13 protein-coding genes are annotated in these 15,300 nt (G+C 67.2%); 6 read left to right on the top strand and 7 right to left on the bottom strand.

Annotated features, from left to right (window positions below):
• The first annotated feature begins 170 nt into the window (after positions 1-170).
• From H8S61_RS07825 to H8S61_RS07810, 4 genes are all read left to right on the top strand, one after another.
• The gene (locus H8S61_RS07825; RefSeq protein ID WP_186938587.1) at positions 171-2,624 is read left to right on the top strand and encodes a DMSO/selenate family reductase complex A subunit; all 2,454 of its coding nucleotides are present in this window, start codon (positions 171-173) and stop codon (positions 2,622-2,624) included.
• Positions 2,625-2,639: 15 nt separating this feature from the next.
• Complete coding sequence (locus tag H8S61_RS07820) at positions 2,640-3,275, top strand: 4Fe-4S dicluster domain-containing protein (protein WP_186938586.1); 636 nt, start codon at positions 2,640-2,642, stop codon at positions 3,273-3,275.
• Between the two features lie 102 nt (positions 3,276-3,377).
• Positions 3,378-4,001 carry a DMSO/selenate family reductase complex B subunit gene (locus H8S61_RS07815; RefSeq protein WP_160941416.1) on the top strand — a complete coding sequence of 208 codons (624 nt, stop codon included), beginning with the start codon at positions 3,378-3,380 and terminating at the stop codon, positions 3,999-4,001.
• The gene (locus H8S61_RS07810; RefSeq protein WP_186938585.1) at positions 3,998-4,852 is read left to right on the top strand and encodes a dimethyl sulfoxide reductase anchor subunit family protein; all 855 of its coding nucleotides are present in this window, start codon (positions 3,998-4,000) and stop codon (positions 4,850-4,852) included. Before H8S61_RS07815 ends, H8S61_RS07810 begins: the two co-directional genes overlap by 4 nt.
• Positions 4,853-5,059: 207 nt before the next feature.
• Here the strand turns inward: H8S61_RS07810 and H8S61_RS07805 are convergent, their stop codons facing one another.
• Complete coding sequence (locus H8S61_RS07805; protein ID WP_186938584.1) at positions 5,060-5,536, bottom strand: MogA/MoaB family molybdenum cofactor biosynthesis protein; 477 nt, start codon at positions 5,534-5,536, stop codon at positions 5,060-5,062.
• Complete coding sequence (locus H8S61_RS07800) at positions 5,537-6,793, bottom strand: molybdopterin molybdotransferase MoeA (RefSeq protein ID WP_186938583.1); 1,257 nt, start codon at positions 6,791-6,793, stop codon at positions 5,537-5,539.
• A gap of 202 nt (positions 6,794-6,995) precedes the next feature.
• Here H8S61_RS07800 and H8S61_RS07795 point away from each other — a divergent pair, with 202 nt between their 5' ends.
• Positions 6,996-7,559 (top strand): gamma carbonic anhydrase family protein, encoded by a 564-nt coding sequence (locus H8S61_RS07795; protein WP_160941420.1) that lies wholly within the window; start codon positions 6,996-6,998, stop codon positions 7,557-7,559.
• 93 nt (positions 7,560-7,652) lie between these two features.
• Here the strand turns inward: H8S61_RS07795 and eno are convergent, their stop codons facing one another.
• Both eno and H8S61_RS07785 read right to left on the bottom strand, forming a co-directional pair.
• Positions 7,653-8,945, bottom strand: a complete 1,293-nt coding sequence (eno, locus tag H8S61_RS07790; RefSeq protein ID WP_154332820.1) for a phosphopyruvate hydratase — start codon at positions 8,943-8,945, stop codon at positions 7,653-7,655.
• 157 nt (positions 8,946-9,102) lie between these two features.
• Complete coding sequence (locus H8S61_RS07785) at positions 9,103-10,629, bottom strand: LuxR C-terminal-related transcriptional regulator (RefSeq protein WP_186938582.1); 1,527 nt, start codon at positions 10,627-10,629, stop codon at positions 9,103-9,105.
• Positions 10,630-10,843: 214 nt separating this feature from the next.
• Between H8S61_RS07785 and H8S61_RS07780 the strand changes: the two genes are divergently transcribed.
• Positions 10,844-12,580, top strand: coding sequence for an FAD-dependent oxidoreductase (locus H8S61_RS07780; RefSeq protein ID WP_186938581.1), 1,737 nt, complete (start codon positions 10,844-10,846; stop codon positions 12,578-12,580).
• Between the two features lie 83 nt (positions 12,581-12,663).
• Here the strand turns inward: H8S61_RS07780 and H8S61_RS07775 are convergent, their stop codons facing one another.
• The 3 genes from H8S61_RS07775 to H8S61_RS07765 all read right to left on the bottom strand — a co-directional run bounded on the left by H8S61_RS07775 (position 12,664) and on the right by H8S61_RS07765 (position 15,235).
• Positions 12,664-13,143, bottom strand: a complete 480-nt coding sequence (locus H8S61_RS07775; protein WP_186938580.1) for a TrmO family methyltransferase domain-containing protein — start codon at positions 13,141-13,143, stop codon at positions 12,664-12,666.
• 218 nt (positions 13,144-13,361) lie between these two features.
• Positions 13,362-14,213 (bottom strand): MerR family transcriptional regulator, encoded by an 852-nt coding sequence (locus tag H8S61_RS07770; protein ID WP_186938579.1) that lies wholly within the window; start codon positions 14,211-14,213, stop codon positions 13,362-13,364.
• Positions 14,207-15,235 carry a type II TA system antitoxin MqsA family protein gene (locus H8S61_RS07765; protein WP_255466527.1) on the bottom strand — a complete coding sequence of 343 codons (1,029 nt, stop codon included), beginning with the start codon at positions 15,233-15,235 and terminating at the stop codon, positions 14,207-14,209. The genes H8S61_RS07770 and H8S61_RS07765 overlap by 7 nt, the downstream gene beginning before the upstream one ends.
• Positions 15,236-15,300: the final 65 nt, after the last annotated feature.

Genomic DNA, 15,300 nt, shown 5'->3' with positions numbered 1-15,300 from the left:
CTTAAGCATGGTAGCATAAGCGGGACCCCGATCGAGGGGTTTCGAGGAATGATGATAATCCCCACCTGGGGTTTTGCTCTTAAATCACATGACGAGTGTGATTCGTCGGCCGGTTGTTTCGGGTACGTTTGAAAAGGCGAGAGGAACAATCGGATTTAGAGGAGGGAACCATGACCATGAACGAATCGACGTTGTCGCGCCGCACGTTCGTCAAGGGATCGTTGGCCGGCCTGGCGCTTGCCGGCGCCGCCGGATCGACGGCGCTCTACGGCTGCACGCCGAAGGGCGAGCAGGACGCGGCCGGCGAGGGCACGGCAGCGGCCACCGACCAGATCGCGTGGAGCCAGTGCAACGTCAACTGCGGCGGCAACTGCATCTTCCAGTGGCACTCCCAAGACGGCAAGATCGTCTACATGGAGACCGACAACACCGGCGACACCGACCTGCAAGCGCGTGCCTGCCTGCGCGGCCGCTCCATGCGCCGTTGGCTCAACAGCCCCGACCGTCTGACGAAGCCCATGAAGCGCGTCGGCAAGCGCGGCGAGGGCGCGTTCGAGGAAATCTCCTGGGACGAGGCCATCGACACCATCGCCAGCGAGCTCAAGCGCGTCATCGACACGTACGGCAACGAGGCCGTGTACGTGAACTACGCCACCGGCATGTACTCGTGCACGGGCAAGCAGCCGGGCCTGCGCCTGCTCAGCCTCCTCGGCGGCTACGTCAATCAGGCGTACGACTACTCCACGAACATGCTGCAGGCCATCATGCCGTTCATGTACGGCAGCGACAAGGAGAAGGGCAGCGTCTTCAGCCCGTACGACGCCGTGAACGCTTCCTCGTTCTCCGAGGCCGAGCGTGCGTCCGACCTCGTCGTGATGTTCGGCAACAGCCCGGCGGAAACCCGCATGGGCGGCGCGAACGCGGTGTGGGACTTCGCGAAGGTGCGCGAGGCCGTCGTCGGGCGCGGCGGCAAGATCGTCAACATCGACTACCGCCTGAACGAGTCGGCCTCGGGCCATCCCGACGAGTGGCTGCCCATTCGCACCGGCACCGACGCCGCGCTGTGCTCGGCCATCGCGCATGAATGGATCGCGAACGACCTGGTGGACAAGGAGTTCCTGGACACCTACTGCGTCGGCTACGACGAGGACACCATGCCCGAGAGCGCCAAGGGCCAGAGCAAGTCCTACAAGGACTACATCATGGGCACCGGCTACGACATGGTGGAGAAGACCCCCGAGTGGGCCGCCCCCATCACGCAGATCTCGGCCGACAAGATCCGCGAGCTTGCCGCCGACATCGCCGCCGCCGAGGCGCCCTTCATCGTGCAGGGCTGGGGTCCGCAACGCCACACGAACGGCGAGGACGCCACGCGCGCCATCTGCATGCTGCCCATCCTCATCGGCAAGATCGGCCTGCCCGGCACGAACACCGGCCAGCGCGAAGCCGAACCGCCCACCTACCTCGTCGGCAGCCTGCCGTTCGAGAACCCCGTGAAGACCGCCATCCCCGTGTACCAGTGGGTGAACGCCGTCGACCACGGCAAGGACATGACCGCCACCAACGCCGGGGTCATCGGCGCGGACAAGCTGCAGAGCGACTTCAAGTTCATCTGGAACTACGCCGGCAACTGCCTGACGAACCAGCACGGCGACATCAACTACACGCACGAGATCCTGGCCGACGAGAGCAAGTGCGAGTTCATCCTGGTGTGGGACACGGTGATGACCGACTCCGCGAAGTACGCCGACATCCTGCTGCCCGACGCCATGCGCTCCGAGCAGCTGAACATGCAGACCCAGGGCTACTCCGAGTACTACACGGCCGTCGTGGTGGGCGGACCCGCGCAGGACGCGCCGGGCGAGTGCCGCACGAGCTACGACGTGTGCGCCGACATCGCCGACAAGTTCGGCATGAAGGACGCCTTCACCGAGGGCAAGACGCAGGAAGACTGGATCAAGGAGCTCTACGAAGCGGGCGCGAAGGCCGACGGCAACATGCCGAGCTGGGACGAGATCAAGGAGCAGGGCGTGTACAAGCGCGCGCTGGAGCCCTGCATCGGCCTCGAGGCGTTCCGCACCGACCCGGTGAAGAACCCGCTGGGCACCCCGTCCGGCAAGATCGAGATATACTCCGAGCAGCTTGCCGAGATCGCCTCCACCTGGGAGCTTGAAGAGGGCGACGAGATCAACCCCATCCCCGTGTTCACCCCCGGGTTCCAGGGCTACGGCACCACGACGGAGGAGTACCCGCTGTACTGCGCCGGCTTCCACCACAAGAGCCGCACCCACTCCTCGTTCGGCTTCATCCCCGAGCTCGAGCAGGTGGCGCGCCAGCAGCTGTGGATCAACCCCGCGGACGCCGAGCCGCGCGGCATCGCCAGCGGCGACACGGTGGCCGTGAAGAGCCCGGCCGGCGAGATCCGCATCGAGGCCAAGGTGACGCCTCGCATCATCCCCGGCACCATCGGCATCCCGCAGGGCGCGTGGCACAAGGCCAACATGAGCGGCGATCGCGTGGACGAGGGCGCGTGCGTCAACACGTTGACCACGTACCGGCCGACGCCGTACGCCAAGGGCAACGGCCCGGCGCACTCCATCATCGCTCAAGTGACCAAGGCGTAAAGGGGGAAAGACGACATGACTCAGTACGGATTCTACTTCGACAGCACGCGCTGCACGGGTTGCCGCACCTGCGAGATGGCGTGCAAGGATTACAAGGACCTGTCCGCCACCATCGCGTTCCGCAAGGTGTACGACTACGAAGGCGGCGCCTGGACCGACGCGGGCGACGGCACCTACACGTCCGACGCGTTTGCCTACCACGTGTCGCTGGGCTGCCAGCATTGCGCCATGCCGGCGTGCATGGCCAAGTGCCCCCAGGGTGCCATCACAAAGGACACCGAGACGGGCCTCGTAGCCATCGATCAGGAGAAATGCACGGGCGCGGGCGTGTGCGTGGAAACGTGCCCCTACAACGTGCCCATCGTCGACAAGGAGCTGGGCAAGGGCGTGAAGTGCGACGGCTGCCCCGACCGCGTGGCCGAGGGCAAAAACCCCCTGTGCGTGGACGCCTGCCCGCTGCGCGCGCTCGAGTTCGGCGACATCGAGGAGCTGCGCTCGAAGCACGCGGGGACGGTGGCCGGCATCGCGCCGATGCCGTCGCCCGACCAGACGACGCCCTCCATCGCCATCCTTCCCTGCCCCGCGGCGAAGGATCCCGGCGACACCACCGGCGCCATCGCCAACGAAAAGGAAGTGACGGGCGTGGCGTAAGCACCCTCCCTTGGCCGCTTCCCCCTCCGGCGCGTCGCGTCGGAGGGGGAAGCCCATGGTAAAATCGTTTACCTTGCATCGTTCTCGACCGAAAGCGGCATCATGCCACGGGGATTCTTCTACGACAACACGCGTTGCACCGGGTGCAGAACCTGCGTCTTGGCGTGCAAAGATTACCACGATCACGGCCCCGACATGGCCTTTCGCATGGTCATCGACTACGAGGGCGGTTCGTGGCACCTCGACGCGGACGGCTCGCTTTCCCAGGACGCGTTCGCGTACCACGTGTCCGTCTCCTGCAACCACTGCAACAACCCCGTCTGCACCCGCGTGTGCCCCACCGGCGCCATGCACAAAGACGAGCTGGGGCTGGTATGGCCCGATGCCAGCAAGTGCATCGGCTGCGGCTATTGCACCATGGCCTGCCCCTACCACGCGCCCCACATCGACGCGCACCTGAAGCGCAGCAGCAAGTGCGACGGCTGCCGCGATCGCGTGGCCGAGAGCAAGCAGCCCATCTGCGTGGACGCGTGCCCCGTGCGCGCGCTCGAGTTCGGCCTCGTGTCCGAGCTGACAAGCCGCCACCCCGACACGGTGCGCTCCATCCTGCCCCTGCCCGACGAGACGGCGACGCAGCCGAACCTCCTCATCCTGCCGTCGCCCGCGGTCGCGCACGCCGAGGAGCGGGGAGGAAGCATCGTCAACCGGACGGAGATTCACCTATGACCAGCGGATTCGACGCTTTCTCGCTCGGGCTGTTCACCTCGCTCGCACCGGCGGGCGTCGTGGCGTTCCTGGCGCTTGCGCTCGTGCGGCTCTGGTCGCACGACCACGCGGCGTCGGTGCGCATCGACCGCATGATCGCGTGTCCGTTCAGCGTGGTGCTCGTGGGGTTCATCGCGTCGGCCACCCATCTCGGCACGCCGGCGAACGCGCTGCACGTGTTCTCGGGCATCGGCCGCTCGCCGCTGTCCAACGAGGTGCTGAGCGCCGTGGCGTTCCTGTTCCTGGTGGGTTCGTACTGGATGATGGCGTTCAAGGAGCGCTTCCCCGACGCCGTGGCGAAACCGTGGCTGGCGCTCGCCTGCCTGGCGGGCGTCGCGCTCATCGCGTGCACGTCGATGGCGTACGGCGTGGACACGGTTCCCACCTGGGACACGCCCTACACGCCGGCGAACCTCGTGCTGGCCGCGCTGCTGGCCGGGTCGGTGCTGGGACTGCTGTTCCTGGAGCTGGCACGGGTGCGGCCGCGCGCCCTCGAGTGCGCGCTCGTCGTGCTGGCTGGCCTCGCCCTCATAGCGGGGACCATCGTGCTCGCGCTGCACCAGGGCAGCCTCGGCGGCATCGCGAACAACGAATTCTCGGCCAGCACGCTGGCGCCGTACTACCCCACCGCCATCGGGGTGCACCTCGCCGTGGGCGCAGTTGCCCTCGCGCTGGCTGGCCTGTCGCTCAAGCGCGTACAATCCCGCCGCACGACGCTCGCCCTGCGCGTCGCCGCCGGTGTCCTCGTGCTGCTCGCCGTCTTCGTCACCCGCATCGTGTTCTACCACCTGCACATGACCGTAGGGTTCTGAGCGAGAGGCAAGCCCTCCGTTCCGTTCTGGGCGCGAATCGGGACCTATGCCAATTTTTCTAAGGCTCGTCGTCGCCGAGATACGCAAAACCCCTGGTGGCGCAATTCCCTCGCGCCTTCTAGGGGCCTGATTCTACCTGTTTATTGGCATGGATGCCGATTCGCGCCCAGAACGGAACGGAGGGCTTGCGGCGCACTCGAACGGAAGCTAGTGGCCGCCGCCGGCCATCATCTTGACGGCGTGCGGGAGGGCCTTCACGACGCCTTCCCAGTTCTCGCGGGCGGCTTTCTCGCTACCGGGCAGGTTGATCACCAGGTGCCGCCCGCGCTGCATGCACAGCGCGCGGGACAGCATGGCGTACGGCGTGATGGCCAGCGAGTGGGCGCGCATGGCCTCGGCGATGCCGGGCACGTTGCGCTCGCAGGCGTCCATCGTGGCCTCGGGCGTCACGTCGCGCAGCGAGAGCCCGCTGCCGCCGCAGGTCAGCACCACGTCCACGTCCTGCTCGTCGCAGGCGCGCACGATGGCCGACGCGATGAACGGCCGCTCGTCGGGCACCACCACGTGGCTCGCACACGTCCAGCCGTTCTCGGCGATGAGCGCCTCGAGCGCCGCGCCCGCCGTATCCTCCTTCATTCCACGCGTATCAGAGCACGTGATAATGGCAAACGTGATAGGCTCCATCTACAAACTCACCTCTTCGGAAACGTCGAGCAGGACGCACTGGACGGGCGAGCCGGCAGTGCGGGAGTCGAGACCCTCCGGCAGGATGGCCATGCAGTTGCTGCGCTGGATGACGCCGAACAGGCCCGAGCTCTGGTTCTTCGCCGGCGCCACCACGTAGTCGCCGCCCTCGTCCTTGTACAACGTTCCGCGCAGGAAGATGCGGCGCGGGTCCTTCTTCTTCACGTCGCGCGACAGCTTCGCCATCACGGACGGGCGCTCGAAGTGCGCGTATCCCTGCATCTTGCGCAGCGCCGGGCGGATGATCATCTCGAAGCCCACGTAGGCCGCCGCCGGGTTGCCGGGCAGGCCGAACACGGGCGTGCCGCGCACGATGCCGAACGTCTGGGCCTTGCCGGGACGCATGTTCACCGTGGTCATCAGCAGATCGCCCAACTCGGACACCACGGGCTTGATGAAATCGAAATCGCCGTTCGACGCCCCGCCGCTCGTCACGACGAAGTCGTACTGGTCCACCGCCGTGGACACGGCCGCCGCGAGCGCCTCCTTCGTATCCTCCACGATGGGAAGGATGGTGGGCACCGCACCGGCGGCTTGCGCGCATGCCGCCAGCGCATAGCTGTTCGAGTTGCGGATCTTGCCGGGCGTGGGTACCTCAGTGGGGTCCACCAGCTCGGAGCCGATGGAGATGACGGCCACGCGCGGGCGGCGGTGCGTCGGCACCTCCACGATGCCGCAGCCCGCGAGGAACCCGACGCCGGCCGAGCCGATGACCTCGCCCTGCGACACCACCACTTCGCCGGCCTTCGCCTCTTCGCCCGCCTCGCGCACATTGGAGCGCTCGTCGACAGGCGCGGCGAACGCCACGCGGCTGCCGGGCTTGCCGTCGCCGGTCACCACGTCGACGATCTCGTACTTCACCACGGAGTCCGCGTCGTCGGGCATCGGCGCGCCGGTCATGATGCGTACGCACTGGCCCGCCGCGATGGGCCCCTCGTACACGTCGCCGGCCGCGATCTCGGCGACGACGTCCAGCTCCACAGGCGCCTCCGGCGACGCCCCGGCCAGCTCGGCCGCGCGCACCGCGAACCCGTCCATCGCCGAGTGGGCGAACGGCGAGATGTCGATGTCGCTTTTCAAATCGGCGGCAGCCACGCGGCCGACCGCTTCCAGCACGGGCGCGGTTTCCACCGGCAAGGGAGCCACGTGCGACAATACGAGCGCGCGGGCCTCTTCAAGTGAGATCATTTCTGGCATGGTTGCACATCCCTTTCCTTCGTCGGCCCATTATAGCGCTTGCAGTATAGTGTTGCGCAGCAAGTTTGACGGCTTCGGCAACCGCGCGGACGCCGCGGCGAATGCGCGCTCCACCCAATCGTCGCGATCTGCCGATGGCCGCGGCCGCGCCCCTCGGCGATAATGGAAGCGAGCAACCGAGCCAACGCATAAGGAGACCGCCATGACCGCAGCAGAAAAACCGCTTTACCATCGCGTGAAAGCCCACCCCACCGCACGCATCTCCCCCGCCGCGAGCCTGGTCGGCGACGTGACCCTCGGTCGCGACGTCACCGTGTTCGCCGGCGCGCACCTGCGCGGCGACCTGGAGCCCGTCGTGGTGGGCGACGAATCGAACCTGCAGGAAGGGGTACTCGTTCACGTGTCGTCGGGCGACGCCGCCATCATCGGCCGCCACTGCACGGTCGGGCACGGTGCCATCATCCACGGATGCGAGATCGGCGACAACGTGCTGGTGGGAATGGGCGCCATCGTCATGAGCGGCGCGAAGATCGGCGACGAGTGCGTGGTGGCCGCGGGCGCGCTCGTGCCCGAGCATCGCGAGTTCCCGCCGAGGAGCCTGATCATGGGCATGCCCGCGCGCGTGTCGCGCACGCTGTCCGACGAGGAGGTGGCGCTCATGTGCACCGAAGCCGGAGACGAGTACGTGGAAGTGGGCGCCGAGATGCTGGCCCAGGGCGCGCTCGAGCACCCCGCCCCCGACATGGACATGCAGGTGGGCGCGTAGCGCGCTCGCCCCTTCCCCGCATGAAAAAGGGCTGCCCGCAGGCAGCCCTTTCCGTTTCGCCGAACCCGAGGGCCGTCAAGCCCCCCGCAACCGCTAGCGGTTGATGTTGTAGAACGCGTTCATGCCGGCGTACTGGGCGGCGGTGTCCAGCTCTTCCTCGATGCGGAGCAGCTGGTTGTACTTCGCCACGCGGTCGGAGCGGCACGGCGCGCCCGTCTTGATCTGGCCCGTGTTCACGGCCACGGCCAGGTCGGCGATCGTGGTGTCCTCGGTCTCGCCGGAGCGATGGCTCATGACGCAGGCGTAGCCGGCCTGCTTCGCCATCTCGATGGCCTCGAGCGTCTCGGTGAGGCTGCCGATCTGGTTCACCTTGATGAGGATGGCGTTCGCGCAGCCCATCTCGATGCCCTTGGCCAGACGCTTGGAGTTCGTGACGAACAGGTCGTCACCCACGAGCTGCACGCGGTCGCCGATGCGATCGGTGAGCGCCTTCCATCCGTCCCAGTCCTCCTCGGCCATGCCGTCTTCCAGGGAGATGATCGGGTACTTCTCCACGAGCGCTTCCCAGTAGTCCACCATCTCGGCGCTCGTCAGCTCGCGACCCTCGCCCGCCAGCACGTACTTGCCCGTCTCGGCGTTGTAGAACTCGGTGGAAGCCGGGTCCATGGCGAACATGATGTCCACGCCGGGCTTGTAGCCGGCAGCCTCGCACGCCTTCGTGACGTACTCGAGCGGCTCCTCGTTCGTCTTGAAGTTGGGGGCGAAGCCGCCCTCGTCGCCCACGCCGCCGCCGAGGCCCGCGTCGTGCAGCACCTTCTTCAGCGTGTGGTAGATCTCGGCGCACCAGCGCAGCGCCTCGGCGAACGAGCTGGCGCCCACCGGCATGATCATGAACTCCTGGAAGTCCACGTTGTTGTCGGCATGCACGCCGCCGTTGAGGATGTTCATCATAGGCGTGGGCAGCAGGTGCGCGTTCACGCCGCCGACGTACTTGTACAGCGGCAGCTCGGCCGACTCGGCAGCGGCCTTGGCGCAGGCCAGCGACGCGCCCAGGATGGCGTTCGCGCCCAGCGCGCCCTTGTTGTCGGTGCCGTCCACCTGCAGCATGATGTCGTCGATGAAGCGCTGGTCGTCGGCCTCGACGCCGATGAGCGCCTCGGCGATCTCCTCGTTCACGTGGGCGACCGCGTCGAGCGTGCCCTTGCCGAGGTAGCGACCCTTGTCGCAGTCGCGCAGCTCGACGGCTTCGAACGCACCCGTCGAAGCGCCCGACGGCACGGCGGCACGGCCGAACGCGCCGTCTTCCAGCACGACTTCCACTTCCACGGTCGGGTTGCCGCGCGAGTCGAGAACCTCGCGACCGAACACATCGATGATGACGCTCATGCATGCCTCCTAGTAGGTTTTTCCGCTTTGCCGCATCGGCACGGCAAAGATGCACTTCGCGGTAATCATAGCACGTCGGAAGCGCAGCCACCGCTCCTTTGACCGTTTCCCCACCATTGTCGACAAGCGGTCGCCGGAGCGAAACCGTCCCACGTCCCTACCCCAGCGCCACCTCGTCGGCGTCGTCGACGAGGTGCTCGCGCTCGGCCACGATGCGGTCGATGAGCTCTTGCTGGGAATGCACGTCCAGCTTGCGGTAGATGGCGCGCACGTGGGTCTTCACCGTGTCGGGCGACACGGTGAGCTCCTCGCAGATGGCGCGGCGCGACTTACCCTGCGCCAGCAGCAGCATGACCTCGGTCTCCCGCTGCGTCACCGCGCGTTCCGTGGCCACGAACCGCACGACGCCCGCGAGGTCGCCCGCTTCGAGGCCCCCTTCGCCCGGCAGCACGGTGCCCCAGCCGTACTTCAAGTTGCTGCCGCTCGACAGGAACAGCGCGCAGGCGAACAGGAAGCACGCGGCGAAGCTGGCGAGCATCGCCGCATCCTCGAGCGGACGCCCGCCCAGGGCTGCGTGCGTCACCGCCCCGCCCACGAGCACGCCGAAGAACAGCGCCGCGCCCGGGCAGCTGGCGACCCACGTGGCGGGCAGCCCCATGTTCTTCATGAGGCAGGCGCCCAGGCTCCACAGCACGAGGTCGAGGTAGCAGAACCCGGCAGCCAGTACTACGAAGCCCACCTGCGGCGCGCTCGGCAGCGCTGCCAGCAGCAGAAACCCGACGGCCACGAACGAGAACGCCACCTTGTAGATGAACCGGTTGAAGTCCAACCGCAAGAACACGAGCGTCGCGAACAGCAGCACCACCGCGATCAGCTGCCCGACGGCCGTGTTCGACGACCCGGAAGCGGGCACGCCGAACAGGAACAGGCTCATGTACAGCACGCCCGCCGCAACGCCCTGCACCGCCGACGTCGCCACGAACTTGGCGGGGAACGGCAGCGGCACGTCGCGTCCGTGCTGGAAGTAGCGCACGCGCGGGAAGCTGCCCACGACGCGACGCAGCAGCAGCATCGCCGCGAACGGCAGCACGAGCGCGATGCCGGACAGCGCGAGCGGCGCCCCCGTCGCGTCGTCGCCGCCAGCGAGCCCCGCCGTCGTCAGCACGAGGGCCGCCAGCGTGCCCAGCATGCCCTGGTACAGCGTCTGCTGCGTGCCGATCCATCCGAAAACACGGTCGATCTCCACGCGGAACAGCGCCGCCCCGATACCCGCCAGCACGCTCATCAGCGCGTACAGGGCGGCATCCGCAGCGCTCGGCAGCGAGCGGTCGAACGCCCACACCAGATGGAGCGCCGCGGCCAGCGTCATGATCGACGCGAGCGCCACCAGCCACGACGGGCCGTCCGGCACGCGACGCGTGCGTTTGAACCAGACGGCGATCACCGTGCTGGCCACGGCCATGGCCAGCAGCGGGCCCGTCCATGCCGGCACGGCCGCCGCCGCGCCGCCGCCGAGCGGCACCGACACCGCAGGCCCCAGGCAGCATGCGATCAGCCATACCGTGTAGCAGGCGCTCGTCAGCGCGATGCGCCCGCGCCCCGCCGCCGACTGGCAGACGCCCGCGACGACGCCGCGCCGTTCGCTCGGCGCGTTGAACAGATTGCGCACGTGTTCGTTCGGCATAACCCTCCCTTTTCTCCCTGCGTTCAGGATACCTCGTCGCGCCTCACCCCTCGGGGTGAAAACGGACGATGCGGCGTTTTCCCTGCGACGGGCGACGAAACGCCCGAGCGCCCCGTGATACGGTGCGGACAGAGCTCGGTGCGGAGGGCACGGGGCAGGCGGCATCGGCGTTTCGTTTCGCAGGCCGCCGTTCGTCAAGGAGGAAGGGATCATCATGACGCAAGAAGCCATCCCCAGCATGGATCGACGCAGCTTCCTAAAGGGAGCCTTCGTCACGGGCGCGGCGGCAACCGCCGCCGTCACGGGCGCGGGCGCGCTCGTCGGATGCGCGGCCCAGCCGAAAGAAGGCACGGCCGGCGCTTCCAAGGCCAGCGCGAAGGACGCGACGGGCACCTACGACTTCGAAACCGCGCCCGAGCCCATCGCCGACGGCGACATCAAAGAGACGGTCGAAGCCGACGTCGTGATCGTGGGCGCGGGCTTCTCGGGCCTGTGCTGCGCGCTGTCGGCCGCCGAGAACGGCTTGAACGTGGTCCTGCTCGAGCGCATGGACCACGTGGTGGGCCGCGGCGGCTCCATCTACGCCATGAACTCGAAGCTGACGAAGGAGAAGGGTTACGAGTGCTCGGTGGAGGAGATCGCCCAGCGCTACAAGCGCATGATGGGCTACCACTCCTACCGCGTGGACGGCCGCAAGTGGATGACGCACTTCAACCGCTCGGGCGAGGCCATGGACTGGCTCATCGATCGCATGACCACGGCCAGCTCCGTGGGCGGCAGCGACCTCACCCCCGTCATGGAGCACTGGTACGAGGATCCCGAGAACATCAACGGCGAGTTCCCCGGCACGCACGAGTTCCTCGACGGCCCGAACGGCAAGGGCCCCGACGACAACCCGCAGCAGGACGTGTGCGACAACATGGCGGCGTACTGCGCGAAGGAAGGCGTGGACATCCGCTACCAGACCGAGGCGAAGCAGCTCGTCAAAGAAGGCGAGAAGGTGGTGGGCGTGGTTGCGAAGACCGGCGACGGCTACGCCCGGTTCAACGCCAAGAAGGGCGTGGTCATGGCCACGGGCGACTTCGGCCAGGACAAGGAGATGCTGGAGAAGCTCATTCCCTGGGCCGCGCACCAGACCGACTTCGGCGGCATCTGGGACGGTTCCGGCCACAAGATGGCGTACTGGGCAGGTGCGGCTGTGGACAAGAACGAGACGCCCACGCCCATGATCTTCTGCTTCCAGTGGCGCTCCATCACCCGCCAGGTGCGCGCGTTCCAGGGTCTCATGGTGAACTCGGACGGCCGCCGCTACACCAACGAGGACAACGTCATCTCGCACGGCGCGCTGGCCCTCACCCACGAGAAGGGACACTACGCGTACGCCATCTGGGATGACGATTACGCGAACGAGCCGCAGTGGCAGAACCACCGTTACGTGGACGGCCCCAAGGTGTTCGAGACGCCTGAGGACGTACGCGCCTACTGGCAGACCACCATCGACGGGCCGGGCACCATCAACATGAACGGCTCGGGCGACATCGAGGTGAAGATGATCAAGGCCGACACCATCGAGAAGCTCGTGGAGGAGCTGGGCCTGCCGAAGGACGAGGCGCTCAAGACCATCGAGGCCTACAACGGCTACTGCGACAAGGGCGTCGACGAGGAGTTCGGCAAGCGCAAGGAGCTGCTGCTGCCCGTCAAGAACGGCCCGTTCTACGGCATCAAGTGCACGCCCTGGTTCCTCACCACCACCGGCGGCATCCGCTGCAACGACGACATGCAGGTGATGAACGAGGACAACGAGGTCATCGAGGGCCTGTACTGCCTCGGATCCACCGTGGGCGACATGTACTGCAACTGCTACTCCACGCACTTCCCGGGCCACAACCTGGGCGGCACGTGCCTGACGTTCGGCTACGTCACCGGCCGCAAGCTGGCGGGCGCCGAATAGCATTCGCCCCTTCCCGTCGCAGCCCGAACGCTCTCCCTCCGCGTCCGGGCTGCGCGTCGTTTCGGCGCGCTAGAACAAGGAATCTAGAACCGGAACACGGCGCCCCAGTCGAACTGGCCGGACGTTTCGACGTCGTTCGGCCAGTTCGCGCACCAGGCGGGCACGCGCGGGGTCGCGATGCGATCGATGCTGGGCGTGTAGGGTTTGAGGTCGACCAGCGGCGTGCCGTCCTCGGCGTCGAGGTACGGCGTTTCCACGGTGCCCGCCTCGACGTCGATCGCGCCCACTTCGACGGTGGTCAGCGACACCGGGTTGGGGCGCATCGGGCTGCGCGTGGCGAAGATGCCCAGGTCGTAGTCGAGCCCGACGTACGGGCGTCCCGCGTCCACCAGGCCGCGCAGCTCGTCGGCGTCCGCCAGGTGGCTCCACCACAGCACTTCGAGGTGGCCGAACCCGTCCAACCCGCGCAGCCCGGCGCGGTACGGCTCGTCGATCCTCAACGTGGCGCTGCCATCCTCGTGCGCCTCGACATGCCCGATCGGGCGAATGACGTACTCCTCCATGGAAAGCTCCTCTCATCGCAGGTAGTTTGCAACGTCAGCGAGAGCGTACGTGGTGCCCGGAATTCGCGGGATGGCAAGGGCGAAGCGTACTTCGGTACGTGAGTCCTTGACATCGCGTGAAGGCCGGGTGCCACGTACGGTCGCAGCGTCGGCGGTTCCGTCGGCTGGCAAGCCGGCGGAGCACAACCAGGAGCCTATCCCCTGACACGATGTGAGGGTCAAGCGCTTTCGACCGGAATCAGCAGCTCGGTGAGATAGTCGGACGGATCGTCGGCGTTCCAGCAACCGCGGTGCGCGATCTCGCGCGTATCGCCCGCCGCGCGCAGCAGAGGGTGCTCCTCCAACCAGCGGGCGAAGGACGCGTACGCCCCGGCGATGCGGTCGTAGGGACCGCACACCATGATGCTCGCCGCCTGCGGCAGCGCCGCGCTGCGATGGAAGCGCAGGCCGCAGCCGTCGTCGCCGGCCCCTTCGCCGCACGTCGGGCGCGCGTCCGTGGCCACCGACACCTCCACGATCACGCCGTCGCGCGCGTCCGCGTCTTCCGAGCGGTCGGCCGGAAACGTGCAGAACTCCGTGTACGGCTTCGACGGCGCGATGCCGTGCTCGTGCATGAGCGCGCCCAGCCGCTCCCAGGCAAGACGCTCGTCGTCGTAGTCGGGCAGCTCCATGCGCAACGTCACCACGTCGTAGGCCGGCACGCTCTTCATCTGCACCTCGAACGCCTGCCGTGCATCCCCGGCCTCCACGGCGCCCAGCAGGCCCCGCAACGCCGTCCGCCGCTCCTCCACACGCGCCGCCTCAGCGTCGAGCGTACGCTGGTGGCGGCGCAGCTCGTCGGCGAACGCCTCGTCGTCCAGCGTCAGCAGCCGCTTGATGTCGCGCACCTGGAACCCCAGATCGCGCAGCGCCTTGATGCGGTTCGCCCGCGCCAGCTGCTCGACGGCGTACAGCCGGTACCCCGACGCGGGATCCTGCGCCGCCGGCACGAGCACGCCCTCGGCATCGTAGTGGCGCAGCATGCGGATGGACAGCCGCGCATACCGCGAGAACTCCCCAATCCTCAGCACGAGCTTCCCCCGTCCCATCGCAAGTCGGAGGCGAATTCGTACGAGATAAGATCGCCGACCTCCGTTTCGAGCCACCCGCGCTCCCCATGCGAGTAGTCGGACAGCGCCGAGGCGGAGGCGAACCCGTCGGCAAACGAGCACACCGCCTCAAGCAGGCTCACGTCCGATGCGGAAAACACGGCCGGGTTCGCCGGGCGTTCCGCAACGACCACCTGGCCGTTGCCCTGCTCACGCAGCGAAAGCGCCTCGCCGTCGATCAGCCCCGCCATCAAGAGCTCGAACTGATCGGGCACCGGACCGAACGGCGCTTTGGCGTATCGCAAGCCAGTGAACCCCGCACCGGTTTCGCGATACGCCGCGAAATCGAGGCAGAACAGGACCTTGTTCAGCTTCGTCCGGTACAGGTCGCGCGCATGCTCGGCGAGGTATACCACCGTCTCGCGAGCGCGATCGGGGTCGAACAGGCGCATGCCGGTATCGAGCCCTTCCCCTCGCGCAATCCCGTCCATGGCGTCGAACCGGATCACCGCGTAGTCGATGCGGGGCATGCCGCGCTTCCGCACGACGTCGCGCGCGTTGGCCCGCTCCCCGTCGGAGAGCTTGCGCGCGCCCTGCTCCAGGCACTTCAGCAAGAATCGAGGGTCGCGCGCGTTGGCCAGCAGCTGGGCATGGGAATCGGAGGCGAGGCAACCGCGCTCATAGCGCTGCAGGCTGGCCACGCCGATGTCGAGGATAGCCGCGAACACCCGCTGGGAGAACCCGTACTTCTTCCGCAACGCCACGATCTCCTCGGGTTGCATGACGCCCGCTTTGTCTCGATAGGCGCGATAGAGCTTTTCGAACCCCTCGTCGACAAGGGGAGCCCATCCGATGGAGCTTCCGCATTTCGGGCAAATGTAATGCTCGATATCGGCCTCAACCGTCACGCCGCGGACTTCCTCGACATGGTGCCGTATCTCGTACGTCGCGTCGACTTCCTCCCGGCACTCCTCGCATAGCAGCCGTTTCACAGGCTCCATCATCAACCCGCCTTCTTATTCTTCTATCTTCCAGCGTTCGGCAGTCTCCCCCATGCAACACCCCAAAT

The organism is Eggerthella hominis, from assembly GCF_014287365.1.
GTDB classification, from domain to species: Bacteria; Actinomycetota; Coriobacteriia; order Coriobacteriales; family Eggerthellaceae; genus Eggerthella; species Eggerthella guodeyinii.
The sequence above is the reverse complement of the archived record's forward strand: the minus strand, read 5'-3'. Positions and strand labels throughout refer to the sequence as shown.

Excerpts from the sequence above, each read along its gene's own strand:
- H8S61_RS07825 (WP_186938587.1), top strand. The coding sequence starts at position 171 with ATGACCATGAACGAATCGACGTTGTCGCGCCGCACGTTCGTCAAGGGA.
- H8S61_RS07820 (WP_186938586.1), top strand. The coding sequence starts at position 2,640 with ATGACTCAGTACGGATTCTACTTCGACAGCACGCGCTGCACGGGTTGC.
- H8S61_RS07815 (WP_160941416.1), top strand. The coding sequence starts at position 3,378 with ATGCCACGGGGATTCTTCTACGACAACACGCGTTGCACCGGGTGCAGA.
- H8S61_RS07810 (WP_186938585.1), top strand. The coding sequence starts at position 3,998 with ATGACCAGCGGATTCGACGCTTTCTCGCTCGGGCTGTTCACCTCGCTC.
- H8S61_RS07805 (WP_186938584.1), bottom strand. The coding sequence starts at position 5,536 with ATGGAGCCTATCACGTTTGCCATTATCACGTGCTCTGATACGCGTGGA.
- H8S61_RS07800 (WP_186938583.1), bottom strand. The coding sequence starts at position 6,793 with ATGCCAGAAATGATCTCACTTGAAGAGGCCCGCGCGCTCGTATTGTCG.
- H8S61_RS07795 (WP_160941420.1), top strand. The coding sequence starts at position 6,996 with ATGACCGCAGCAGAAAAACCGCTTTACCATCGCGTGAAAGCCCACCCC.
- eno (WP_154332820.1), bottom strand. The coding sequence starts at position 8,945 with ATGAGCGTCATCATCGATGTGTTCGGTCGCGAGGTTCTCGACTCGCGC.
- H8S61_RS07785 (WP_186938582.1), bottom strand. The coding sequence starts at position 10,629 with ATGCCGAACGAACACGTGCGCAATCTGTTCAACGCGCCGAGCGAACGG.
- H8S61_RS07780 (WP_186938581.1), top strand. The coding sequence starts at position 10,844 with ATGACGCAAGAAGCCATCCCCAGCATGGATCGACGCAGCTTCCTAAAG.
- H8S61_RS07775 (WP_186938580.1), bottom strand. The coding sequence starts at position 13,143 with ATGGAGGAGTACGTCATTCGCCCGATCGGGCATGTCGAGGCGCACGAG.
- H8S61_RS07765 (WP_255466527.1), bottom strand. The coding sequence starts at position 15,235 with ATGATGGAGCCTGTGAAACGGCTGCTATGCGAGGAGTGCCGGGAGGAA.